Origin of the sequence: Bosea sp. BIWAKO-01 (assembly GCF_001748145.1) — a bacterium.
Taxonomy (GTDB): Bacteria; Pseudomonadota; Alphaproteobacteria; order Rhizobiales; family Beijerinckiaceae; genus Allobosea.
Genome location: NZ_BCQA01000001.1, coordinates 2927196 through 2951756 on the forward strand (window position 1 = coordinate 2927196; position 24561 = coordinate 2951756).

A 24561-nucleotide genomic window follows, 5' to 3' on the forward strand; every position below is an offset into this window, starting at 1 on the left:
GTTAGTGTGCCTTGCGAGTTGGCGACTGCAGCGCCTGCCCGAGAAGCTGGGCTTCCTCGTCGCTGAGATCGGCACTGGAATGAACTTTCGCCAGCCGAGCGACATCGCCGCTGAGAGAGCCGTCCTGATCGCCCGGCGCGTCGGTCCGGGCGATCTGACTGACGATTGTCTGCGCGATATCGGTCAGGGTCCTGTCTCCCACGCCGACCAGGGCGATCTGCGCGCCCAGCGAGGTTTCAAGCGCCAGATGAAGCTCGAGCGCCATCAGTGAATCGAGCCCGAGCTCACTCATCGGGCGATTCGGGTCGATCCGGTCGACCTGCAGACGCAGGATCTCGGCGACCTCCCGCAGCAAGGCGCCTTTCACGACGGCAAGCGCTTCCTGTGGGCTCTTGTCTGCCCAATCGAGCAAGGCTTCGCCCGTGCCTTCTTGATCGGGATCCGTCCCCGTCAGTCCCAGGCCGGCGAAGGCCGGACTCTTCAGCAGCGCCAGCTTCTCGGCCACGGCCGAGCGGCCGATATTGGTGAGATACTGGACCGGGCCGATCGCCTCGCCGAGGCTCAGCAGTCGCCCGAGATGCGCGAGCGCTTCCGAAGCTCTGATCGCCGACACGCCCGTCGTGCGGCGCAAGCGCTGACCGAGTTGCTTGTCGCGCGCCAGGATTCCGACATCCGAAATGGCGCCCCAGCCGATCGCGAGCGCCGGCTTTCCGAGGTTGCGCCGGCGCTGCATGAATCCTTCGAGAAAGGCGTTTGCCGCAACATAGGCCGCCTGGCCCGGGCTGCCGATCATGGTCGTCGCGGAGGAATAGGCGACGAAGAAATCGAGGGGCTGCTCCACCAGCGCCGCATCGAGGTTAACGATGCCGTCCGTCTTCGCACGCAGCACCTCGCGCAGTCGCTCAGGCGTCAGGTTGGCGATCAGCCCGTCGTCGAGATGAACGGCGGCATGGACCAAACCGCGAACCGGGCCATATTCCGCGGCGAGCCGCTTCACCGCGTCTTCCACCGCGCCGCGATCGCGCACATCAAGCGAGAGGGATAAAACCTGCACGCCGGCATTCCGCATCTCGGCCACGGCTGCTTCCAGATCGGCGTCGACTCGCCCCCGGCGAGAGAGCAGTGCGACCGTCGAAGCGCCTTTTTCGGCGAGCCACTTTGCAGTGGCGAAGCCGAGACCGGTCGTTCCGCCCACAACGAGGTACAGTCCCGCCCGCGCCGAGAACTGTGCCTTCGCCACGTCGAGCCTCGCGGCCTTCGGCGGGCTGACGACGATCTTCCCGACATGCTCCGAAGCCTGCATCAGCCGGAAGGCGTTGCCGACGTCTGATGCAGGAAACGCGCGGTGGGTGAGCGGCTGCAGCGTACCAGCCTCGAAGCGGGTTGCGATCTCCTCCATCATCCGGCGGACGAAAGCCGGGTCGTGCGCGAGCAGTTCGTCGAGATCGACGCCGGAATACGCGATGTTCCGGACGAACGGGCGCAACGGGAGCAGCGAATTGTCGAGAAAGTCGCGTTTGCCGAGTTCCAAAAAGCGCCCGAACGGCTTTAGAAGCCTGAAGCCGGCGAGCATTGCGGACCCTGCCAGAGAGTTCAGGACGAGGTCCACCCCGCCGAACTGAGCTCGGATCGCGGGCTCGAATTGTTCGCCTCTGGATTCGAACGCCTGGTCGGCGCCGGCGGCTCGTGCCAGCGCACGTCGCGCGTCGCTTCGGGCGGTCGCGAGCACGTGCGCCCGCTTCAGCCGGGCGATCTGGATTGCCGCGAGGCCAACGCCGCCCGCACCCCCATGGAGCAACACGTCCTCGCCGGCTTCGAGATGGCCACGCTCGACCAGCGCGTACCAGGCCGTGGCGAATGCGACCGGGATCGTCGCGGCGGCCTCCAGTGTCATGCCTTGCGGAACGGGAAAGACATGCCAGGCTGGGCAGGTCACATGCGAGGCGAAGGTGCCCGGTGCAAAGCCCATGACTCTGTCGCCCGGTCGCACCGAAGTGACGCCGGTTCCGACACGAAGGACGGTTCCGGCACACTCGAAGCCGAGCGCGGCCCGGGTCAGGCCGGCTCCGAGCAAGTCGTCGTCAAGAATGCCGAGAGCGACGAGCACGTCCCGATAGTTCAGACCTGAGACTGCGACCTCAATCTCGACCTCGCCGTCGCTGGGCGCTTCTCGCGACGAGGTGCGCCATTCGAAGCCGCTGAGGCTGCCGCTCTCACCGAAATGGAGCACTGCGCGTTCGTCGTGGCCGAGGACCTCGTCGTCGACCATGCCGCGCCGGAGACGGTTGACGAAGGTTCCCTCCGGCGAAACACGCCATTCGCGTTCGCTTCCGCCATCGCCGACGATCCGGGCAACGTCTGTCGCGTGCTCCACACCGTCGATATCGACGAGCCGCAGATCGATGTCGGGATACTCGTTGACGGCAACTCGGACGAAACCGCGGATGGCGGCCCGTGCCGCCAACGAGTTGTTGGCGGTCTCCGCACCGCCTGCCGGCATGGTAACGACCACGAGGCGAAGCGACAGCCTCGCGTCGCTGAGCCTGCGTAGCAATGTGGCGAGCGCGTCGAGCTGGACGGCCAGTGGTTCGCTGCCCGCTGCCCCGGTAGCGAGCGCCATGACGATGGCCGCGGTTTCATTCGTAGCCGATGCGAGCCATGTCTGCAGCTCGGTCGGATGCGCGGCGTCGAGCAGGTCCACAGCAGTCAGGCCGAGACTCTCGGGAGCGATGCCGGCCTCCGGCATCGCGAGGAAAGCGATCCGGCCTTTGGGCGCCGCCGCTACCGGACTGCCTGGTGCCCTCGCGCGCCAGAGTGCGATTGTGTCGTCGACGAGAGCTTCCGACACCAGGCCGGTCGCAGCGGATGCCGCCAGCCATTCTGGGACGGCGGGCGTTGGTGCGGGTGCGTCATCTTGCGGGAAGCCGGCAGCCTGCAGAAAAGCGGCGTAGGCGTCAGTCTTGGCCGCGCCGATCAAGATCGGGGCATCAGGAGCGAGCACCCTCACCGCTGCTGCCAGCTGTGCGGCACCGCCGGCCCGCGCCGTCGGGGCGCAGAGGCCGATCAGGAGATCAAACCGATCCGGTGTTTCGCAGGGGTTCGAGAGGGAGCCGTGCGACCACTCGCCGCCGTGGAAGACCGTCAAGCTGGCGCTGCCGGGCGGAAGCATGGTTTCGACCGCGCCGACGAGGGTCGCGGCCGCATCTCCAGCGATCAGAATGCGGGGAACGGGACGAGCCCCGGGCACCAGCTGGGCGAGGCAGCTGGCAAGCGCTTCCGCGGCCAGCCGGGCTTGCAGCGATGAGGGCCACCAGTTCTCGCCCGGTCGCGCGGCAGGCGGGCGCCCAGATCCTGGGGAGCTGAAATCCGCTTCAATGCCGGCGAGCGCCTGTGATGCGAGCTGCAGTTCGGCATTCGCCTCTGGGTAGCGCGCGTAGATCGTGGCTAGGATCGCTTCCGGCGTGGGAACGGCAAAGGATGGGGAGAGGGCCGGCCCGTTGGGCGTCCCGATGAATGCTCCGGCCGTTTCGAGAAGCCCTTCCGCAGCTTGTGAGAGCGAAGTCGGGACAGCACTGAATGCGGCCTGGCGCTTCGAGAAGAGGCGCAGCGCCAGGCCAATTGCGAACGCCTTCAGCAGCAGGCGGCTTTCCTCGACGCGTTGGCAATCGCCCTGCGGCAGAACGGGAGTGGTAATACCATCTAGCCGGATGCAGGACGATCTGGCAGCAATCAACTCTTCCCGGAACGTGCGCTCGGCCACGAACGGTTTTATGAGATGCACCGCGCGGAAGACGGCGGCCTCGGCCGAGGCGACGACGACGTCGTTCTCGCCAAGAAGCAACACGCGTACGGATTTGAAGCGGTCGGATTCGTCTATGAGTTCGGTGATCGCTCGCCGGACCGCCTGCCTCGGCTGCCAGACTCTGATCCTGCGGAAGCGGATCGGCAGGTAGGCCTTGCGCTCTCCGTCGCGCTGGCGCCGGGCTAGGAACAGGCTGTGAAAGGCGGCATCAAAGGAAACCGGGTGAAGGACATGGTTATCATCGAACGCGCCGGTGCCGCCCAGAGCGCGCTTCAGAATACTGTCGCTGACCGTGTCGTCCCGCAGGTTCGAGACCACCAACTGAAAGGCCGTGCCGTAGCCGAGCCCGGCACGTGCGGCTTCCGCATAGACTTCGCCGGTCGTCGCTACCGTCGAGGTCGAAGGGCTCGGCAGTACGCCACCCGCGGCTTCCGATGGGGGCAGGGGTCTGATGGTGCCACGGGCGTGCATCAGCCAATCATCACCCGATAGGCGCTTGCGGCTCCAGATCTCGATCGAGTCGGTCCGGCTGGCATAGCGGGTCGATACCTCGCGGATCTCGCCCTCGCCGAAGGTGAGCGGGCGGAGAATGTCGAAGTCATCGAGTTCGAGGCGCGCGCTGGGATGCAAGGCATCCCCCGCAGCCAGCGCGATCTCGACGAACGCCGTGGCCGGAACCACCACCACCCCGTTGACGAGGTGATCGTTCAGGTAGGGGAGTAGCTCAGGATCAAGAAGATTGCGCCATTCCGGCGAACCGTCAGCCAGCCTCGCTCCGAGCAGCGGATGAAGCGGGGTGGAGTCCACAGCGCGTCCAAAGGAGCCAATCGCCTCAGGAGTTCGTCCGAGGTGATAATCCTCCTCCTGGAAGGGGTAAGGCGGCAGCGCCACGATGCTCTCAGGTGCGTCTCCGAAAACTGCGCAGCGATCATGGCCAACGCCGTTGGCGACCAAGGCGGCGACGATCGGGCGGATCACGTCTTGCGACGTGGTTTCCTCAGCCGACAATGTTGCCAGGACCGGATTCGTCTTCTGCGTTGTGCGAAGAATGTCGCCAATCGCCCCCACGAGGATGGGGCGGGTGCTGATCTCGAGGAAGGCGGCGTCCGGCCTGGCCGAGACGGCGGCCTCGATCGCCGCCATGAACCGGACTGGCTGGCGCATGTTGTCAGCCCAGTAACGAGCGTCGATCGCGCTACCCGCAAGTTGCTGACCCGTTACGGTTGAATAGAAATCGACATCGCCAGTCTTGCCGACGACGCTCAGGAGGTCGGCGACGATCCTGTCCTGGATCGGGGTGAGCAATGCGGAATGAAAGGGATAGTCGACGTCGATCAGGACACTCGCCAGGCGGCGCCTGCGTGCGGCGGCCGCGAGCCTGGCGATGTCCTCGCCGCGGCCGGCCACGGTCGTCGATCCGGGACCGTTGATCGCGGCGATGTCGACCGTCGTGGCACCAAGTTCGTCGAGAAGGTCGCGTACAGCCTGTTCGCCCGCAGCCAGCACCAGCATTCTGCCCGCGCCGCGGACGAGTTCCTGGTGGCCGCTCCTCACGTGGACGACGCGAAGTGCGTCCGCGCGCGAGAGGATACCGGCCGCTTCCGCTGCCGCGATTTCGCCGATGCTATGTCCAACGACTGCAGCCGGCCGCAGTCCATAGCTCTTTAGCACCGACGTTAGCGCGGACTGGACGGCGAAGATTAGCGGCTGAGCGGTGGAGGTTCGGTCAAGATCGCCGCTCGGGATGCCGTCCCGGAGCCGGTCCGCGAGCGACCAGCCGGAGAGCGGGGCATAGAGAGCGTCGATTTCGTCGATCTCGCGCCGGAAAGCGGCACTGCTGGCATAGGCCGCCTTGCCCATGGTCGAGAACTGACAACCGTTGCCGGCGAACACGAAGATCGCGGCACGGTCATCGTGCGGAGTAAGCGCTTGTGTTGCTTCGCCGGGCACGGAGGTTCCCGCTGCGAAGCCGTCCAGAATTTGCGACATGGATCCGGTGTCTTCGGCAAGCGGGATGGCCAAGCGGTGCGGAAGCCGCTCGGCCTGATGCCCGAGAGCGTTTGCCATGTCTGATGCCTGCAGGGCGGGGCTGACGTTCTCACTCAACTGGTGCGCACGCACCCGCAAGGCCTCGCTGCTCGCAGCGCTGATCAACAGGATCTCGGCCTTGCGCTGTTCATTTCCGGTCGTGGGTGTAACCAGGCGCGGCCGGGGCCGCGCTTCGACGGCCGGTTTGGTGGCTTTGCGCAAGATGACGTGCGCGTTGGACCCGCCGAAGCCGTAATTTGAGATTCCTGCGACTGTTTCCTCGAAGGGCCTTGCCGCCGCGATGAGTGAAAGATTGAGGTCGGCAAAGTCGATGGTATCGCTCGGGGCGTCAGAGAACAGTGACCGCGGCACGACGCCCCGCTCGAGTGCGAGCGCCGACTTGAGCAGCCCGGCCAGTCCTGATGCAGCCTCTAGATGGCCAATGTTGGACTTCACGGAACCGATCGGAAGCGGCCTGCTGCGTCGCGCGCCGAGGGCGGCGCCAATCGCCGTGGCCTCGATTGGATCGCCGACCTTGGTTCCGGTCCCATGGGCTTCGACGAAGGCCAAGTCGTCGGCCGCGATGCCGGCGGCGGCGTAAATGTTTTCGATCAGCGTCTGCTGGGCCTGCGGAGAGGGTAGCGAGATGCCGTTCGTCCAGCCGTCGGAATTGGTGCCAGCAGCGGCGATCACAGCGCGGACGCGCCGCTTCTGGCGCGAGGCATCGACGTGACGCTGGAGCAGAAGCGTGACCGCACCTTCCGCGCGGACATAGCCATCGCCATCGCGCGAGAATGGCCGGCAAGCTCCGGTCGGTGACAGCATCCGCGCCTGGGAGAAACCGATGAACGGTGCGGGTGAGAGCAGAAGGTTCACGCCACCGACAACCGCCATGTCAATTTCGCCGGCTTCCAGCGCCGCGACGGCCTGTGTCAGAGCGATGAAGGACGAGGAACAAGCCGAATCGACGGTAAAGCTCGGCCCCTTGAGGTCGAAAACGTAGGAAATTCGGTTGGCAAGGATCGACAACGAATTGCCGGTCATGAAATGACTGCCGATCAACGCAGGATCGTAGGATGCTGTGCTCTGATAGTCGACGAGTGAGGCCCCCACGTAGACGCCGATATTCTGCCCGGCGACAGAGGAGGGGGGGACGCCAGCGTCTTCGAACGCACGCCAGACCATTTTCAGCAGCAATCGCTGCTGCGGATCCATCTGGTGAACCTCTCGCGGGGACAAGCCGAAAGGTGCGGGATCGAAGGCGAACGGGCGCTCGAGGTAGCCACCCGCGAAGGTGTAAGCGAAACCGGGCACCGGCTTGCCCGGCCTTAGGAAGCGTTCGACGTTCCAACGCCCTTTGGGCTTCTGTGAGATCGCATTGCGCTCGCTTTGCAACAGATCCAAGAACGCGGCGAGGTTGGGCGCGCCCGGCAGCTCGCAGGCGGCCCCGATTATCGCAGCATCGCTAATTATGACGGCGGAGGCAGCGGACATTACGATCTCGGCTTACTGAAACGTCATCTTCAAGGGTGTTCGCCAAGGGCAGCTGAATGGCGCCGCCCTGACCGAACGACGCGTGGATAATGCCCGAGCTCTATGAAGAAGTCTTCGGCCCCATACCGTCGGTTGTCATGCAATTTGGCTAACCGCCTCAGCATGACAGAGCATAGCGCAGATGAACCGGTCTCCTAAGAGCATCTCTTGTCAGATCTTTTTCGTAAATAGTGGGCATAGGATAGCGCAGCTACGGTGGCGACCACCATTTAGGGGGCGATCTAGCGGAAGGTTGGTTACAGCGCCAGCCCGGGCCACGCTTCAGTCAGGGCTGCACGCGGCGGTGTCAAGGGGCAGGCGAGTATACTGTAGGCTGACCACTCGCGACTGAGCGGACTTTGCGAGTTCAACGAATGAAATGCGGGCACCAGTTTCCGAAGGCAATATTTATCGCGGCACAAGGATCGGCGATTTTCTTAAGCGGCTCGTGGGCCTCGGGTTGAAACGCCACAAGAGATCCTTCTCGCAGAGACTCTCGGCTCGCCACTCGAGCATCGGGACCGAAAAGTGAATCCACTTCTCGGAGAAATCCGAAGCAAAGCAAAGAGATAGATCGCCACATTGCGTCCGGTATCACGCACGGCGATCTAGCGATTTCCGTGGCGAGCCGGTCGGGCTGGACTCTGCCGTCAACCGCATCACAAGCGTTACGGGGAGTGACCGGGTGCGCGGGGCTCACTCAGGCAACTTCCGAGCGCGCCTTCAGTTCGGCCATAAACGCGGTCAAACGGGAGAAATAGTCGGGCCAGGTGGATGTGAATGGATCGGATGCCAGTGGCGAAATGTCGCTCTCGCAGGGCGGGTGATGGCGCTCAAGAAGGGACAAGATCGCTCGCTCCCAGCCTTGCCCGTCGATGGGGTCGACGAGACGGGCCGAAGCGGGGGCTATCTCGCGGTGCGCGTCGATGTCGGAGGCGACAACCTGGGTTCCTAGCGACGCGGCTTCGACGATAGGCAGGCCGAAGCCTTCGATGAAGGATGGCATGAGCAGGCCCGTTGCACCTGCCATCAGATGCCTCAAGGCCGCCGTCGAAAGCCCCGTGGCGATCCGGATATGGGCTTGCGCTGCCGGAGTCCGCTCAATCCGGTCCTCGATGAAGCGAGATTGCCAACCGGGTGAGCCTGCGACGATCAGCAATGGCGTCGCTGCGCCGAGGCGGGCATGCAACCTCTTCCAGACCTCCACCAGTAGCGCATGATTCTTGCGCGGCTCGATCGCTCCGCAAACTAGAAAATACGGCTTGTCGGTCAGGGGAGGCTGATCCACGGATGCCTCGCGAAAGGCCGTCGGAACCGGGAAGGGGAGGGCCAGTGTCGGCAATTCCGGCCCACCGCGTTGTGCGAGCGCTGCGGAGACTGCCTTTCTCGCCGCTTGCGTCGATACGACGAGGCCTGCTGCGTATCGCGCCGTCTGATCGACCATTCTGGCATGACCGCGTACCGCGTCCGGGATGACGTATTCCGGGGTTTCGAGCGGGATCACGTCATGAAGCATGAAAACGGGCCGCACATCGGGACGCCGCCTTAGCCAGCGCAGAAGCGGCGGTATGGCGAGCGTGACCTGGCCGATGTTCAGATAGATCGCTCGCTCCGGCAGCGTCTTGCAGATGTCGGAGCCGAGGCCGATGCCAGTGGCGCGGAGCAGGGAGGCCATGCGTAGGGCCCGGATCGCCAGACCGGTCTTCCCATTCCCCGCAGCATGATTTTCAGGCAATCCCCCTATGCGCGCTTTGAGCGAGCGCCAGGCCCGGTCCTGCTCCAGATCTAGACGTTCTGGCCAGAGTTCCTCGATGCGCTCCAGGCCCCGGAGAGCCTGTTCGCGGGGATAGCAGCGGATACCCCAGATCGTCGGGATCACCGCGAAACAATCACCCGGGGAATTCCTGAAGAAATGCCGTGCATATTCCAGCTCAACGCGGTCGATCCCGCGTGGCGTGACAGATAAAGGTCCGAGAAACAGTCTCGTCGCATCATAACCAACGGCCACGGCGGCAATCCATGCGCTTGCTCGATTGTCGCTGCGAGGTGTTTGACTGGCCAGTGAGGTCGATCGAGCGATGATCTTCATCGCATAGGGCGCTCTCCGACCAAATGCAATCCACCTTGATTTTGAGAACCTGTTTGCGGTAACTGTCCGACAGGGGAGTGGGGGTAGCCGTGATCCGCGTGCACACGAGCGTCTCGGCGGGAGTCGAACGCAAAATTCTGGTCGCGGTCGCGTCGCGCCTACCGCTTTGGATCGAGCCAGACGACCTGACGGCGTTTGGCGTCTTTGGTGCCTTCGTTACCCTCGTCGGCTATGCTCTGACCTTCCATTCGCCTGCGTTTCTTTGGCTTGCGTCTTTCGGTCTCGTACTGAACTGGCTCGGTGATTCGCTTGACGGAACCGTGGCGCGGGTCAGGGGAATCGAGCGGCCGCGCTACGGTTATTTCGTCGACCAGACGGTCGACGTCATCGGGAACGGGTTGATCGGCATCGGGATCGGTATTGCTCCCTTCGTCCGGTTGGACGCAGCACTGCTAGCTCTCGCCGGCTATCATGCTCTGTCGATTTATTCCTTCGTAAAAGCTTGTGTTTCGCGCGAGTTCCACGTCTCTCTGCTGGGCAGCGGCCCGACCGAGATCAGGTTGCTGATTATCGCGATGAACACTCTTATCCTCGTTTTCGGCGCGCCGAAGTTCGAGTTGATGGGCGTTTGGATGACCTGGTGCGATATCGCGATGGTCGCGGCCGCCTTCCTTTTCTTCGCGGTCTTCGTCGCACTCATCGTTTCCTATGCCCGTGAGATTTCCGACGAAGAGGGCGCCGCGGCCGCAGAGCAGTGGGCGCGTGCCAATCTCCCATCGCCCGACACTGCTGGAGACAATCTGAAGCCGCAACCAGCGAGTTAAACCGCGGTCGGCTAAACCGTGCCGCTGGATCAGCTTGAATGGGATGCCGCGTGCTCGCGGACACCGGCTCCGACGACCCAGAAGATCAGGCAGAACAGCAGCGACCAGCCGAACACCGTCAGAAAGTTGACCATCCGCTGGGGCCGAGTGGACTTGTCGGGAAGGTTCGGCTCGACAATCCGTTCGAGGAAGATTTGCTGCCGCCGCGCCTGCGCCTTCGCGACGGTCAGGGTCGCGATCGCGGTGGCTAGCCGGCGCGTCGCGAACTGCTGCTGGAGATTGAGCCGTTCGTATTCCGACACCTTGTCGGCCAAACCGCTGCCCACTGACGAGACGACATTGCGCTGTGACTCGATCTGCTGCTTCAGCGACTGCGCGTGCGCGTTCAAGGGGCCGAGTTGCGGATTGTTTGGCGCGCTCTCCCGGAGTTGCGCGATCTGTGCGAGCGTCCCCGCAAGCTCCGTGTTCAGCTTGCCGATCAGATCGGAGAGCAGCACCGCATTGCGCTCGGGATCGAGGATCAGTTCACGGTTCCGGAATTGGGTGAGCGCGACCTGGCTGGCGATGAGCGCTTGCTCGCTGCGCTCGACCTCTTCGTTCGCCGATTTGATGCCTTCGGATTGCGCGCGTTCGTTGAGGCGATTGACCATCGCCTCGGCCAAGTCAACAAGCGCGGCGGCGATGGCCCTCGCCTGCGCAGGCTCGAACGCCTGCACAGAGATGGTCAGTACGCCCGTCTGATGGCTGGGCGCGGCGGTGACCATGGTCAGGTAGTAGCGGTAGAGCTCCTCTTCCGAGGCGCCGTAGATCAATGACGGCCAGCGCGCTATGAAGTCCGCGCCTTGCGGGCCGAAGATCGTCTTGATGGGCAATCTGTTCTGCAAGGCGCGAACGGCGTCGCGTGACAGGACATAGGCCTGTACGACGTTGACGTCGTCAGGGCCGCCGAGGCCGGTCGACTTGAGGAAAGAAGCGAAGCCTCCCGTCGGACCTTGGTCCGAGGCGCGGCGGACAACGATCTGTGCCTCCGACACATAGCGGTCGCTGGCGATGGGGCCATAGTAAATCGCGGCCAGCAGCGTCGGCAGAAAAAAAAGCAGCCACTTCCAGCTTAAGCGGCGCAGGATCGGACGCGGACCTGCGAATGGTCGATTGATCGCTCCCGCCGCCCGGTCGATGGCGGTTTGATCGATCTTTGCCGCGACTAACTGTCCCACCGAGCTGATGTTCATGTTCGAACCTGCAATGCAGCTGGAACCGATGCGCCTTCAGAGCGACTGATAGATTTCAGTTGCAAATCTGACATCGTGAAATACGCGTCCGCGACCCTGCTTGAGCACAAGAGCCGAGGTGCAATGCTCTTGCACGAAGCGGCTGTCGTGGATCGCGATGATCATCGCGCAATCCTTACGGCGAACGAACAACTCGTCGTGGCAGCGCTGTTGGAAGCGCGGGTCGCCGACTGCGAGAACTTCGTCGATCAGAATGCAATCGAAGTCGATCGCGAAGGATAGCGCGAAGGCAAGCCGCGCCCGCATACCGGTCGAATAGAACCGCATGGGCATGTGAATCTGGCGGCCGATCTCGGCGAAGGCTTGCACATAGTCGAATTTCTCTTCGAATGGGGCATCGTAGATGCGTAAGATGAAGCGCGCATAGTCGTAACCCGTCATCTCACCTTGGACGGCTCCGTCGATCGCGATCGGCCAGGACATGCTAAGGCCGCGATAGACCACGCCGGATGTAGGCGTCTGCAGGCCACAGAGCAGGCTAATCAGCGTCGACTTGCCGGCACCATTGCGGCCCAGAATCGCAAGCCGTTCGCCCATCTGGACTTCGAAGGAGATCGAATCGAGCACGCGCCGCCGGCCGATTTCAGTGTCGAACTCCTTGACAATGCCGTCGGCGACGATCGCGTCGGCGTGGCGCGGGGTCTCGCCGACGTTGCCGCAAGCTCCAGCACGCCAACAACGAGCCAGGCGCCGCAGCAGTGAGGGCGTGCGTTCCTCTGCCACGGAAAGTGCGAACGTGCTCATCGACCGTGATGCATCCGCGAATCCCGTATGACGAAGCGCAGAACGCTCCAGGCGCTCAGCGATACAGCGAATACCAGAAGCACCATCAGCGCGCGTTTCGGCTGCGTGCCGTAGTCAGCCAACGTGGGGCCTGAGATGCGCTCTATGAAGGCCCGCTGACGCGTGGCCGCCGCCCGCGCGGCCTCGATCTGCTCCAGTGAGGCCGTGTAGATGCGATTGGCGAACTCGCTCTGCAGGCTGAGCTGCGCGTATTCGGCTATGATCGGCGAGAGAGAGCCGTCGGGGCCGGCGAGTTTGCGCTGCTGAGCGGCGATCTGCTCTTCCAGCGAGGCGATCTGGTTCCGCAACACGGAGGCCTGCTGGTTGTTGGGCGTGTTCTTGAGGAGATCCGACAGCCGGGCTTTTAGATCGACGCTCTGCGAGACCAGTTGCGCGATGGACTCGATGACGACGCCGCTCATCTTGATCGGGTCAACCATCTGCTCGCGGAGGCGGAACTCCGTCAGCTTCTGCTGCGCGGCGACGACCTGCGTACGCCCCGTCTCGACCTGTTCCTGGGCCGCGCGCATCGCATCCTGCCGGCCCCGCAGATCCATCCGGTTGACCAGCTGCTCGGCGCTGCCGATAAGCGCTTCGCTGATCGTCCTGGCGTCCTCTGGCCGGAAGGCCTCCACCGACAGCTTGATGACACCGGTCGTCGGGTCATAGGAGACCGCTGTCATGTCCTCGTAGAAGCGAAAGAGCGCATGGTTAGTGTCGCTGTGCACCGGACCGGGATAGCGGGCTATCCAATCCGCTTCCGGCCGGGCGAAGGCTTTGCGAAGGTCGATAGCGCGATCCACCGCCGCCATGGCGTCGTGCGACGAGATATAGATCGAGATCGCCTGCGCATCGCGATCCCCGCCGATCGACAGCCCGCTGGCCACGGCGCCGCCCGTCTGCGAGGCGATCATTGTGGAGATGCCGGAGGTGTCGGCCGCTTCCGAGTTGCGCAGGACGAATTCGCTCTGAGAGACGAAGCGGTCGGCCGCGATTAGGCCGTAATACACGGACGCGCTCAGCGTCGGCAGCAGAACGAGCAGTGCCGCCCCGAACCAGCGATCCAGGTCGAACCATTGCCTTTTCCGGAGCGCCACGTGGTCGTAAACGGAGCCGGCCGGGTCGGAGAACCGGCGAACCTCGGTCAGCGGCGCGAAGTTGCCGACCGGCATGACGGGCACGGCGCGCGCGAGCGGCACCTTCTGCGGACGCAGCGACGGAAGCAGACGCCGCAGGCGTGGTCGTACGGGTGAGTCACTCATCAGCGGCTCCCGCAGGTTTCCACCATGAATTCGGCGCCTTTCCTGACATCTCACCGCTGTCTTGCAACTTTCGTCGGAGTCGCGCAATCAATTTCCAAGACACGGCCGAGCCAGCGGAGTCTATTGGCGCGGCTCTAGGCAATCGGCTCCAGAGGCAAGCATGCAACCAGCGCCAGCCAAAACCTCGAGCGGCTCGCCGCGGCGTCCGAACCTGCCCGAGCCAACATTGGCGACACGCCTCAAGATCCAGATCGATGTCATCTCCGCCCTGATGATTCGCAACATCGTGGCGAAATACGGTCGCGGCAGTCTCGGCTTCCTGTGGCTGATCGTCGAGCCGATATTCCTGCTCAGCGGAGTGATCGTGATCTGGACGTTCCTGCACCCGAGCGGCGCGCATGGCGTTTCGGTGGCGGCCTTCGTGATCTCCGGCTATCTGCCGCTAACGCTCTGGCGACATCTCTCGGGTGCTGTGCGCGTTATGTCCATGGGCTACGGACTTCTCTACCATCGCCGCATTACGGTGTTCGACATCATCCTCGCCCGCACATTGACAGAGATTGCCGGTGTCAGCACCGCCGGCCTCGTGGTCTTTTTCATGCTGCTTTCGGTCGGCGTCGTGCCTTGGGTGGAGGACCCGCCCCTCGTGCTCGCCGGCTGGTTGATGATGTGCTGGTTCGGCTTCGGTGCGTCGTGCCTCGTCGCAGGATTGTCTGAGAAATCCGAAGTCCTAGAAAACCTGATTCAGCCGACTCAGTATCTCATCATGCCGATCTCGGGCTGTTTCTTTATGGTATCCTGGCTGCCGAAGTCGGTTCAGGACTATGCGCTGCTCGTGCCGCTGGTGCACATATATGAGATGTTTCGCGCTGGCTTCTTCGGTGAAACGGTCGAGACGCGCTATTCGACGGCCTATGTCGTGATCTGGTCGATTGCCCTGACCGGGCTCGGGATCTGGGCGATGGCGTCGTCCCGCAAGTTGCTGGGGGGGCGTTGAGTTGCGGGCGAACTGGACAGGTGCCGTTGGGCCGGCATATTAGTGACCTATCCCCCGATTGGCGAGCGTTCCACGAATGAGCGAGTGCACGACTGTAACGGTCTCTAGAGAGATGACGAAAAGGCTGCTGTCGCTCCTGTCAAAGCAGGCGACATGGCACCGTTCGATTTTTGCACGTCGCGCCTCGCGGAACTGGCTTAGATAGCCGCACTTGACGTATCTCGGGAGGTGTGGTCAGGCCGCGCGCCATTCGAATAAAGAAGGCTCGGAGACGCGCATTCGGCCGTCGCAATGGCCGCCTACCAATCCATAGCCGATAACTAAAACGGAGTAGCGGGCGCAATGCGAGCCAAACCTGAGCCATCCTCAAAGCAATTTCTGTGGCATGCTGAGCAGGTCGCTCGTTATGAGGGGCTCCCTTCGAATAAGGTATTATATGACGCCTGGTTTGACTTTTTTCTCTGGCGTAATCGAAAAATATTCGAGGGCGGCGTCATTGATATATTGGGAGACTTACAGGATAAAACTGCGACTCTTCTGTCATCATATGCGACTGTGTCGCGCATTTCTGATCTAAGTATCCTATCCAACTTGCCGAATGCTTACGCTGTGATGTTGGACTTCGCCGACCAAGCGTACGTCCGGCACCATTTATTCAATGAGTTCTCTCGCCATTTCAAGAAATCTAGAACACCTCCGCCAATTTTGTTGGTGGGCCGCTATCGGGGCACTGATACCCCTGCGGGACATGTGTTGACGCTCAAGCAGGCCGGACCAGAATCTCTCGACTTCCAGCTCGCGAGCGTCCTTTCCGGCTCGTTTAAGATCGCCGCTAGCTCGATTTCAATGCCGCCTTCGAGTTTATCCGAGAGCGCTCCTTACGTTATGTTTGGGTGCGAAATTCAATTCACAGCTGTTGGGTGATGCCTTGCTTTTATCTGCCTGTATGTTGACGCTCAACGAAAGCGCTCACGTCCGACTGTCCGTGCCTCCAATTTTGAAATTTGTTGACGAATTGGTTGTGATCGATGGCGGCAGTACCGACGATACGGTCGACTACCTGCGATCCTTGGGACAGAAGGTGCGGGTGGTGGTCAAGCCTCAGAAGGGGGCGGCTTACTCCCAGGGGTGGGAGCAGGAGGCTCGCCGGCAGCGTCTGCAGGAGATGTGCAAGGGGGAATGGGTTTTCCAGCTCGACGCCGACGAGGTCGTTAGCGACGATTTCGCATCTATACGCGATTTAATAGCTGATGCCGATGCTAAGACGTCCTGCTTCGGCGTCAACCGTGTCGACTATGCGCCGGATCTCTATCACGCCTTTATGCCGTTTACGGCGCATCCGAGCATTCCGCGAGTTTGGAGAAAGGGATCGGTGGACTGGAATACCGGCAAGGTAATTCACATGACGCCCTATCTCTCAGGGACTAACAGCCCGGTTTCCTCTTTTTCTGCCCCGATCTTCATCGCGACAAATCTGATCTTGCACCACCTTCACAGGGCTTACTGGATAGGCAAGAGCAAGCATAAGATTCGGGCAGACGACAAGCGCACTACAGCGCTTTCAAGGGAGTCGCGCCTCGGTGAGTACAAGTTTGCAATTGAGAGAATTCCCGCTGCGATTGTGCCGCAGGCGCTGCTCGACGCGCGGGACGGTCAGAAGGCTGCCTTGGCAAAGCAGTTGGGGGTCGAGGACGAGTTTGAGGGATTCGATCCATCCGGTGTCGAGCTTGACGCTCAGGGTTTCTTCCTGCCCGGGAACAAGCATAATCTAGGGCGTATACTCTCATCCGTTGCCAATCCGATTGTTGTGGTCGAGATCGGTAGCTGGCTGGGATCGTCGACGCGTTTTCTCGCTAGCCGGAGTGGTGGGTGTGTCATCGCCATTGATCACTGGATCGGGAGCGAGGAGCATTACAAGCAAGAACAATACACGGATCTCTTACCCAAACTATTCGTAACATTTCTTGCAAATTGTTGGGAGTATAAATCGAAAATTCTCCCGATTCGTAAAAATTCGGTGGAAGCTCTAACGCTTCCGATTGAGAATATTGATGTTCTCTATATTGATGGTGCTCACGACTATGATTCAGTTTACGCGGACCTCACAAATTGGTCGCCAAGGGTGGCTGAGAGCGGCGTGATATGCGGCGACGATTGGCTATGGGGAGTAGACGTGCCGGTGCAGCGGGCCGTCAAAGATTTTGCTGCCGCGACTGGAGTGACAGCGCGGAGCGAGGGGAATTTCTGGTGGTTGGAAGGTCGTCCTAAGCAGCTTTGAAACGCCCGAGCGCGCATTCTGGGAGGGCCGATTGGGAGTGGATAGACGTAGCTTCCTGTTTGGGGCCGGAACCGCCTTGGCGGCTTCCGGCGCAACTGTCATTACACAATCCCATTTCCTAAGCGATAGAAGGGGCTTGCCGAACGGGATTGATCTCCGAGATTTCGGCGTTGATCTTAGCGGCCGACATGGCAGCACGTCTGGCTTCCAACGGGCGGTCAACGAGTGTGCTGGCAGTGGCAGGCCTCTGCTCATACCCGAGGGCACACTAGTTCTCGATGAGCCTGTTCTTGTGACGCAATCAATTAGAATCGTCGGGACGGGTGTAACGCCAGCTTTAGATGCGACGACTGAAACGCAGAGTTCGAGAGGGAAGGGTTCCTGGCTGCATATCGCCCATAACGGCAAAGGCATCGTCGTTAAGCCCCCGACCTCATTCATCTATGGAGCGGAGATCTCTGGCATCGGAACGTTTCGCTCGCAGCCATCGCCAAAGGGGCGAGCGCTTTTTTCTCCGCTCGATTGCGACTTCGACTTTGAGGTCGTTAACGCGTCCGTCCTTTTTGATGTGTTCGTTGCAAACGCAACTAAAGGTATCCGTCTGTTTAACGCTGGTGAAAGCAACTTGCGTCGGGTGAGGGGGCAGCCTCTGACGGTCGGAGTCCAAGTCGATTGCGCTTATGACACAATCAGGTTTGGTGATGTGCATCTCTGGCCATGGTGGTCACAAGCACCGGGGGTTCGTGACTATATGTTGAATAGTTCGACGGGTGTGTACTTAAAGAGATGTGATAATCCGAAGTTCAGAAACTATTTTTCCATCTATCGGAAATACGGATTGCGTATCGGCCATTTCCAGGGCGATAAAGGGTTGCCTCCAGGCACTACATATAAATTGGAGGGCCATTTCGAGGCGGATATAGGGATTTATGGTCTTTATGTTGATCCGGAAACAGATGGATTTACAGCAACGTTGTCAAATCCGCTTATTCAATCCACAATTGCCCGCCAAGAGACTCCGACTATTCCGATATTTGTAAAGGGCTCGAACGCTCGAATCGACATAGATCAAGCAGCCCTGACAAACGCTGGCGCAAATGCGGTCCGTGTTGAGGGTTCGAACTCGATCGTGTCTATCAGCCATGCTCGTGTTGAACACTGGGATCGTGCGAAGGTGGGCCACGCCGCTTTTGCGGTAACGGACGGTGCAGCTAAGTCCGGTTCCAAGATCAGAATAGGTGCCGGAGACTATCAGGGCGAAAGCCCGGTTTTCGGCGCCGGGGTTGGCGCTACGGAAGCCGTTGTGCCACTGGCTGATTCGCCGTCTGCGCTGCGCGGCCTAACAATTGAAGCTCCAGACGATAGTCGGCTCACGTTCAGACTCCGAGGGCGCGACAACAAGGTCCGATCGGGGTCACTAAAGCTGGAGCTATGAGGTCATATCGCGCATCCTCAAGCGCCTTGCCGTTGCGGCAAATGAGTTCCAATTTATCTATTATTTTGCCATTGATGAGCAATGAACCAGGATCTCGAGACTGAGCTGATCGCAGCGCTCTATCGGTCGGTACTCGGGCGAAGTCCGGATCCTATTGGGCTCATGAATTTTCTCGGATTGTTCCGTCCGGGCAGGCCTGTTGGTCAAGTTGTTGAACAAATTGTCGAATCTCTGCTCAAGAGCGAGGAGTTTCGTAAAAGGCGCCCAACTACAATACAATCGGCAGCGTTTTTTGAGTGTGCGATCCAAGAAGGAACGGTCGGGGCAAATAACCGCTTGGCCGTTTCAGCTAGTGAGCCGACGGCGCTGCTACGGCTGGCGGCCCGGAAAGTCGACCGGTTCATTGTTGAAGAGCTGGTCGGAGGGAACTCGCTTCATCGTTTGGTCGATTTGTTGTTTTTCATGCGAAGCTCTTTGCGAGAGTATGGTCACATATCGGGTCTCGATCGGTTTAATTCGTTTTTTGGCACGTCGGTCGTTCAGCGCGCCCTGAGTATGGCCGGCTTCGGAGTTGAACACGTTCGGCGTGTTCCAGGCAATTCCATCGAAACGAGAGCTACGCCTGTCGAGTCTGCCTCAGGCTTTTCGAACAAGCTATACGTAATTGGCGATAGCCATGTCAGATTTTTAGCAGGCCGCGATGACGCGACGGGCGGAAAGAATCTGGACAATGCAGCCCTTCAGTACGAAGGTTTTTCGGCGGGTTTTATCGGCATGCATATCGGGCCGGCGCTCGCCTTCAACCTGAACAGATATGGCACTAAGACGCGGGCGCGGGAGAAGATAGAATTCTTGCTGGAGCGGCACGTTCCGCGGACTGCAACAATCGCGTTTTGCTTCGGCGAGATCGACTGTCGATATCATGTGTGTCGCCAGGCCGAAACGGGCGGCATTTCCGTGGCTGAGGCCGCAGGGAACGTAGCATATGAGTATCTAGAATTTCTCGACTCGATTGAGAGAGCCGAAACAAATAGGGTAATCTATCTCCCTTGTGTTGTTACTTCTGCTGATGATTGGCCCGACCCTGAGTTTCCTATCTATGGAACGCACGTTGCTAGGGTAAGTGCGATGTTGGAATTTAATCGAATTATGAAATCAGAGGCTACACGGCGAGGAATATATGTTATTGATCTCTTGCCTCGCCTGAGTGATGGTAATTATTTTCCTAATCCTCAATTTATGATTGATCCTATTCATCTATCACAAGATGCAAGATTTGTTTTGCATGAACTGTTTCCAAATGGATTTATGAATAATCTATGATAATATATTAAGTTACATTTCTTATTGTCGTTTATATATTTAATTGAGATATTATCAAATAATTCATAGTATAAATTTCTTACTATTTGTAATTATTTCAGTCTAATCATCAAGTTGATAAATAATTCGAATTTCTTATGCGGAGGATAACATCGATATATATGATCATTCGGTATTATATATATGACCATTCGGTATTTGTGACTTTACTCTATTATATTTGATGCGGGCAGTTGAGGTGTCGGGACACAAGGGGCTAGATTGTTGCGGAATGTGGCATGCAGCGAGAGAAGTGGCTTATGAAGCTCGGTGGGGAAAATTTGACTGCCCTCGGGGATAAGGCGCGCGACGCCAGGGATTGGAGTGCTGCGGTCGATCATTACAGCGCGCATCTGCGCGCCCGTCCCAATGATTTCGGCATATGGGTCCAGAAGGGCAACTGCGCCAAGGAGGCGCGGCAGTTCGCCGTTGCTTTCGAGGCCTATCAACATGCGATCGGGTTGAACACGACGGATTCCGACGTGCATCTGCAGCTCGGCCATCTGTTCAAGATGCAGGGCCAAAGGGCGAACGCGCTGGCATCTTATCGGAAAGCGCTGGAGCTCAACCCCGACGGGATCGAGGCTTTCCGGGAGTTGACGCAGCTCGGCGATAAGAAGCGCGCCGAGCTCATTGTCAACAGGACGGCGGCCGAGACGGCCCAGTTTGTGATCGATATTTCCGATCTCATCTTCTATTTCCGCCACCATCCGAGAGTCTCGGGCATCCAGCGGGTCCAGGTTGAACTGATCCGTAATTTCCTGCGCGACTGGCCCGACTGCGGCTTCGTGCAGATGGATCCCGATGGCACGCTCTACGCGCTGCCGTCGGATTCGGTGTCGGAGTTCATCGAACTGATCGACAGCTCCGACCGCACGGTCGCCGATCTCGTCGAATTCACAGACAAGATGCACCTTGGCGCGGCCGTGTTCGACTCCTCCAAGCCGCGCGTTTATGTGCTGCTCGGAGCGTTCTGGGTGTTCCCGGTCATTCCCCAGAAAATGGTCGAGCTGCGCAGCAAGGGCTGGAAGATCGTCGCCTACATCTACGATCTGATTCCGATCACTCATTCGGAATTCTGTGAGAAGAAGCTCGTGAATCAGTTCACGACGATCTTCTATACGATCGCCTATGCCGTCGACCAGATTCTGACCATTTCCGAGCACGTCAAGCGAGAAGTGGAGAGCAAACTCCGCCCTCTCGGACTCGACATACCGGTCAGCGCCGTCCCTCTGGCTCATGAGATGAAGGCGGTGGAGGAGGATGTCGACGGGCAGGAATGGCTGGCGGAGAACGAACTCGACCAACCCTATGTTCTGTGTGTCGGGACCATCGAAGTCCGCAAGAATCATGTCCTGCTGTTCAATGTCTGGCGCAATCTGGAGCGCGCGCGCGGAGAGGCGACACCGAAGCTGGTGCTGGTAGGCCGAGCTGGCTGGCGCGTTTCGGACTTCATGGAGCAGCTCGAAGTCACGGACTTCGTTTCGAAGAGGATCGTGATCCTCAACGATCTGTCGGACCCGCAACTGGTGACGCTGTATCGAAGCGCGATGTTTACTGTGTTCCCGTCCTTCGAAGAGGGATGGGGCCTGCCGGTCGGCGAAAGCCTCGTGCAGGGTAAGCTGTGTTTGGCTTCGAGCTCGAGTTCCATCCCGGAAGTGGGCGGGGATCTGGTTAAGTATTTCGACCCCTATAACGCTAAGGCCGCACAAACGCTCATCGAGCAGTATATCGATGACGAGAACCTGCGGGCGTCTGACGAACGGTGCCTGAAGGAGAATTTCAAGCCGCGCCGGTGGAGCGATGTCTCTCGTGTTTTCCGGGATGCGCTTCAGAAGCGTTGGTCTCCCGAGACGCTATCTTTGGAAAGCAAGCGAAATCCGCCTGAACTGGTGGAGGGGCAGGATTATCAGGTCGGAACTGCGTCGCTCAATCTGCGACGCAAGGAAGATTTGCGCGCGCGAGCGATCATCTCCTGCCTCGTGGGAGACTGGAACAATGGCGAAGCCTTCGGTGCGTGGGCGAAGAAGAGCGCAGCGCGCGTATGTTTCCGAGCAGCGCCCGGCATCAAGAAGGTAACAGTATACTTGACGCTGACGCTTCCAGGAAACATCGGCTCTAACGAGATCGCGATACGGACGGCCAAGGCGACTTCGAATGATCCGTGCAGGTTTTTCGTTCGGGGACACCAACCTATTGCTTTCGAATGCGATGTCGATGAGGACGGTGTTGTCGATTTCCGTATCGTGACGATGGGGCGCTATAGCGACATGCCTGGTGACAGCCGAAAGCTGTATTGCGGTTTGGTTGCCCTCACATATGTTCGGACGGACGATGTCTCAGCACGGTTGCGCATTCTGGAGCGGACGATCTTCCAGATGGGAGCTGGGCAATCCTCGTGAAGGGGCGGTCGGGCACGTTTCGGTGATGCTCCGGCGAGGGCGTACTCGCTTGCGCGAGACCGTATGGCGCCGTGCCTCTCACTGATGAAACATGTTGACGGACGTGGATTCGTGGGTGTGCCCGAGCAGGCTTCGTATCGATATCTGTTACAAGATGTCGCTCGCCAGAGGGTGTTCGTTGCCCGCTGGGCTTTTTTATACTCGGGTGCGAGAGAGATATTTTCAAAGATCTGTATGAAATTTCGCCTACCAGCTCGCAGTTCGAAGGTTGATCTGGGTCAGGGTGGGCTGCACAAGCTGCCGCAGGTGGTTTCGTCCACAGTGCGACCGCTAGTTTTCGTGATAACTGGCTCGGATGCCGCAACGGCGGCGCCATAGGGGATTGTCGATGTCTACAAAGAAGGCGCTCATCACCGGAGTTTCGGGACAGGATGGCGCATATCTCTCAGAGCTTCTTCTGATTAAGGGCTATGAGGTCCACGGCCTGCTGCGTCGCTCCGCTTCGGCCGACGTCATCGACGCACGTCTGAAGTGGCTCGGCATCGCCGACCAAGTGACACTGCATGACGGCAACCTGACCGATATCATGAGCCTTATCCGCGTCCTGCAAGAGGTCCAGCCCGACGAAATCTACAACCTTGGCGCACAGTCTTTTGTGAAGTCATCTTGGCAGCAGCCGCTGCTTACCGGTCAGGTGACAGCCATCGGCGTTTCCAACATCCTCGAGGCCGTGCGCACGGTTACGCCTGCAGCGCGCTTCTACCAAGCCTCGTCCTCCGAAATGTATGGCCTCATCCAAGAGCCATTGCAGTCGGAGAAGACGCCTTTCTATCCTCGGTCGCCCTACGCCGTCGCTAAGCTCTATGGACATTGGATGACGGTGAACTATCGCGAGAGCTTCGGCCTGCACGCCTCCTCTGGCATCCTATTCAACCATGAAAGCCCGCTGCGCGGGATCGAGTTCGTCACGCGCAAGATCACGGACGGTGTTGCCCGGATCAAGCTCGGCAAAGCCAATGCACTGGCGCTCGGAAACCTGGACGCGAAGCGCGACTGGGGACACGCGCGCGACTACGTCAAGGCGATGTGGTTGATGCTCCAGCAGGACAAGCCGGACGACTATGTCGTCGCTACCGGCCGCACGGAAACGGTGCGGGAGTTCTGCCGACTGGCTTTCGGCCATGTCGGCCTGAACTACGAGGATCACGTGACCGTTGATCCCCGCTTCATGCGTCCGGCGGAGGTCGATGTCTTGCTCGGAGACGCCTCTAAGGCTCGGGACAAGCTTGGCTGGGCCGCTGAGACGACGCTCGAGCAACTCGCCGCCGAGATGGTCGAGGCCGATCTCAAACGCCACAGCTGAGCGAATTCATGCGCATTCTCATGACGGGGGCATCGGGCTTCGTTGCGGCCTATGCGGCACAAGCTCTCCGCGACAGGATGCGAGATGTCGTCCTTGTGGCCGCGACGCGCGAAGGCGAGCCGCTTCGCGGTTTCGATGAGACCATCGCTTTCGACGTCGCCGACGGGGGCGCAGCACGGGTGGCGATTGAGATGGTCCAGCCGACCCACGTCCTGCATCTGGCCGGCATTGCAGCGCCGCCCGCGGCCAATGCCCAGCCGGAGCTTGCATGGCAGGTCAACACGCTTGGCACGCTCGCCCTCGGCCGCGCCATTCTGGCAACGAAGCCGGACACGATCCTTCTCAACGGAGGCTCCGGTGTGGCCTATGGCGATTCCGCCAACCGCGTCGAACGCATCGACGAGGAGACGGCCTTCGCGCCGGGCGACGACTATGGGGCGACCAAGGCCGCAGCTGATCTTGGACTCGCAGTGCTCGCCAAGCGCGGGCTCAAGGTCATTCGTCTGCGCCCCTTCAACCACACCGGCCCTGGCCAGAGCCAAGACTACGCGATCCCGGCCTTTGCCGCACAGATCGCGGCCATCGAGCGCCGTGAGCGCGAAGCGGTCGTCAAGGTCGGGAATCTTGAGGCCGAGCGAGACATCGCCGATGTCGGTGATGTTGCCGATGGCTATGCTCTGGTCGCCTTAGCGGCATCGAACGGGCGCCTGCAATGGGGACGAGCCTACAATCTGTGCACGGGCCGCGGCGTGCGCATTAGGTCCGTGCTCGAGCTTCTGTTGTCCATGTCCTCTGCTCGCATTGCGGTCCAGCAGGACCCGAGCAGGATGCGGCCTTCGGATCTGCCTCGAATGGTGGGCGATCCCATGCGTGCTGAAACGGAGCTCGGATGGCGGGCGTCGACGCCGCTGGAATCGACGCTAGCCAGAACGCTCGATCATTGGCGCGAGCGGGCAACTTCGGCCTGACCTCGTAGGCTGCGCGAGGCGGTTGGCACTATCGCGAGATAGGGCGTAGGCCTCGTCGATGATCTGGGCTTTCGACGAGGAGACCCAACGATTCTTCCCAGCAAGTCGCCGAGGCGGCGACGCTGGGGATGGCAGCAAATAGT

Annotated in this window: 13 protein-coding genes; 8 read left to right on the forward strand and 5 right to left on the reverse strand. The window is 60.3% G+C overall.

What is annotated here, in order from left to right; all coding sequences use genetic code 11:
- Position 1: 1 nt before the first annotated feature.
- Entirely contained in the window at positions 2-7324 is a 7323-nt protein-coding gene (locus BIWAKO_RS13580; protein ID WP_069879117.1) for a type I polyketide synthase, read from the reverse strand.
- 739 nt (positions 7325-8063) lie between these two features.
- The gene (locus tag BIWAKO_RS13585) at positions 8064-9452 is read right to left on the reverse strand and encodes a glycosyltransferase family 4 protein (protein ID WP_069879118.1); all 1389 of its coding nucleotides are present in this window, start codon (positions 9450-9452) and stop codon (positions 8064-8066) included.
- An 89-nt stretch (positions 9453-9541) separates the two neighbouring features.
- Here BIWAKO_RS13585 and BIWAKO_RS13590 point away from each other — a divergent pair, with 89 nt between their 5' ends.
- Positions 9542-10276 carry a CDP-alcohol phosphatidyltransferase family protein gene (locus tag BIWAKO_RS13590; RefSeq protein ID WP_069879119.1) on the forward strand — a complete coding sequence of 245 codons (735 nt, stop codon included), beginning with the start codon at positions 9542-9544 and terminating at the stop codon, positions 10274-10276.
- Positions 10277-10305: 29 nt separating this feature from the next.
- Here BIWAKO_RS13590 and BIWAKO_RS13595 read toward each other — a convergent pair whose 3' ends face one another.
- From BIWAKO_RS13595 to BIWAKO_RS13605, 3 genes are read right to left on the reverse strand one after another with little or no spacing between them, the layout of a single operon-like run.
- Positions 10306-11508, reverse strand: coding sequence for a KpsE/RkpR family capsule polysaccharide export protein (locus tag BIWAKO_RS13595; RefSeq protein ID WP_069879120.1), 1203 nt, complete (start codon positions 11506-11508; stop codon positions 10306-10308).
- Positions 11509-11544: 36 nt separating this feature from the next.
- Positions 11545-12312, reverse strand: a complete 768-nt coding sequence (locus BIWAKO_RS13600; protein WP_084651355.1) for an ABC transporter ATP-binding protein — start codon at positions 12310-12312, stop codon at positions 11545-11547.
- Positions 12309-13700 carry a KpsE/RkpR family capsule polysaccharide export protein gene (locus tag BIWAKO_RS13605; protein WP_141740067.1) on the reverse strand — a complete coding sequence of 464 codons (1392 nt, stop codon included), beginning with the start codon at positions 13698-13700 and terminating at the stop codon, positions 12309-12311. The genes BIWAKO_RS13600 and BIWAKO_RS13605 overlap by 4 nt, the downstream gene beginning before the upstream one ends.
- Positions 13701-13773: 73 nt before the next feature.
- Here BIWAKO_RS13605 and BIWAKO_RS13610 point away from each other — a divergent pair, with 73 nt between their 5' ends.
- The 7 genes from BIWAKO_RS13610 (at position 13774) to BIWAKO_RS13630 (ending at position 24418) form a co-directional block, all read left to right on the forward strand.
- Positions 13774-14610, forward strand: coding sequence for an ABC transporter permease (locus tag BIWAKO_RS13610; RefSeq protein WP_084651357.1), 837 nt, complete (start codon positions 13774-13776; stop codon positions 14608-14610).
- 916 nt (positions 14611-15526) lie between these two features.
- Positions 15527-16888, forward strand: a complete 1362-nt coding sequence (locus BIWAKO_RS13615) for a class I SAM-dependent methyltransferase (RefSeq protein WP_141740068.1) — start codon at positions 15527-15529, stop codon at positions 16886-16888.
- Between the two features lie 292 nt (positions 16889-17180).
- Complete coding sequence (locus BIWAKO_RS35325) at positions 17181-18323, forward strand: hypothetical protein (RefSeq protein ID WP_141740069.1); 1143 nt, start codon at positions 17181-17183, stop codon at positions 18321-18323.
- Positions 18324-18404: 81 nt separating this feature from the next.
- Positions 18405-19646, forward strand: a complete 1242-nt coding sequence (locus tag BIWAKO_RS35330; RefSeq protein WP_141740070.1) for an SGNH/GDSL hydrolase family protein — start codon at positions 18405-18407, stop codon at positions 19644-19646.
- A 278-nt stretch (positions 19647-19924) separates the two neighbouring features.
- Positions 19925-22087, forward strand: a complete 2163-nt coding sequence (locus BIWAKO_RS13620; RefSeq protein ID WP_084651359.1) for a glycosyltransferase — start codon at positions 19925-19927, stop codon at positions 22085-22087.
- 388 nt (positions 22088-22475) lie between these two features.
- Positions 22476-23450, forward strand: a complete 975-nt coding sequence (gene gmd / locus BIWAKO_RS13625) for a GDP-mannose 4,6-dehydratase (protein ID WP_069879124.1) — start codon at positions 22476-22478, stop codon at positions 23448-23450.
- Between the two features lie 8 nt (positions 23451-23458).
- The gene (locus BIWAKO_RS13630) at positions 23459-24418 is read left to right on the forward strand and encodes an NAD-dependent epimerase/dehydratase family protein (RefSeq protein WP_069879125.1); all 960 of its coding nucleotides are present in this window, start codon (positions 23459-23461) and stop codon (positions 24416-24418) included.
- The last annotated feature ends 143 nt before the right edge of the window (positions 24419-24561 follow it).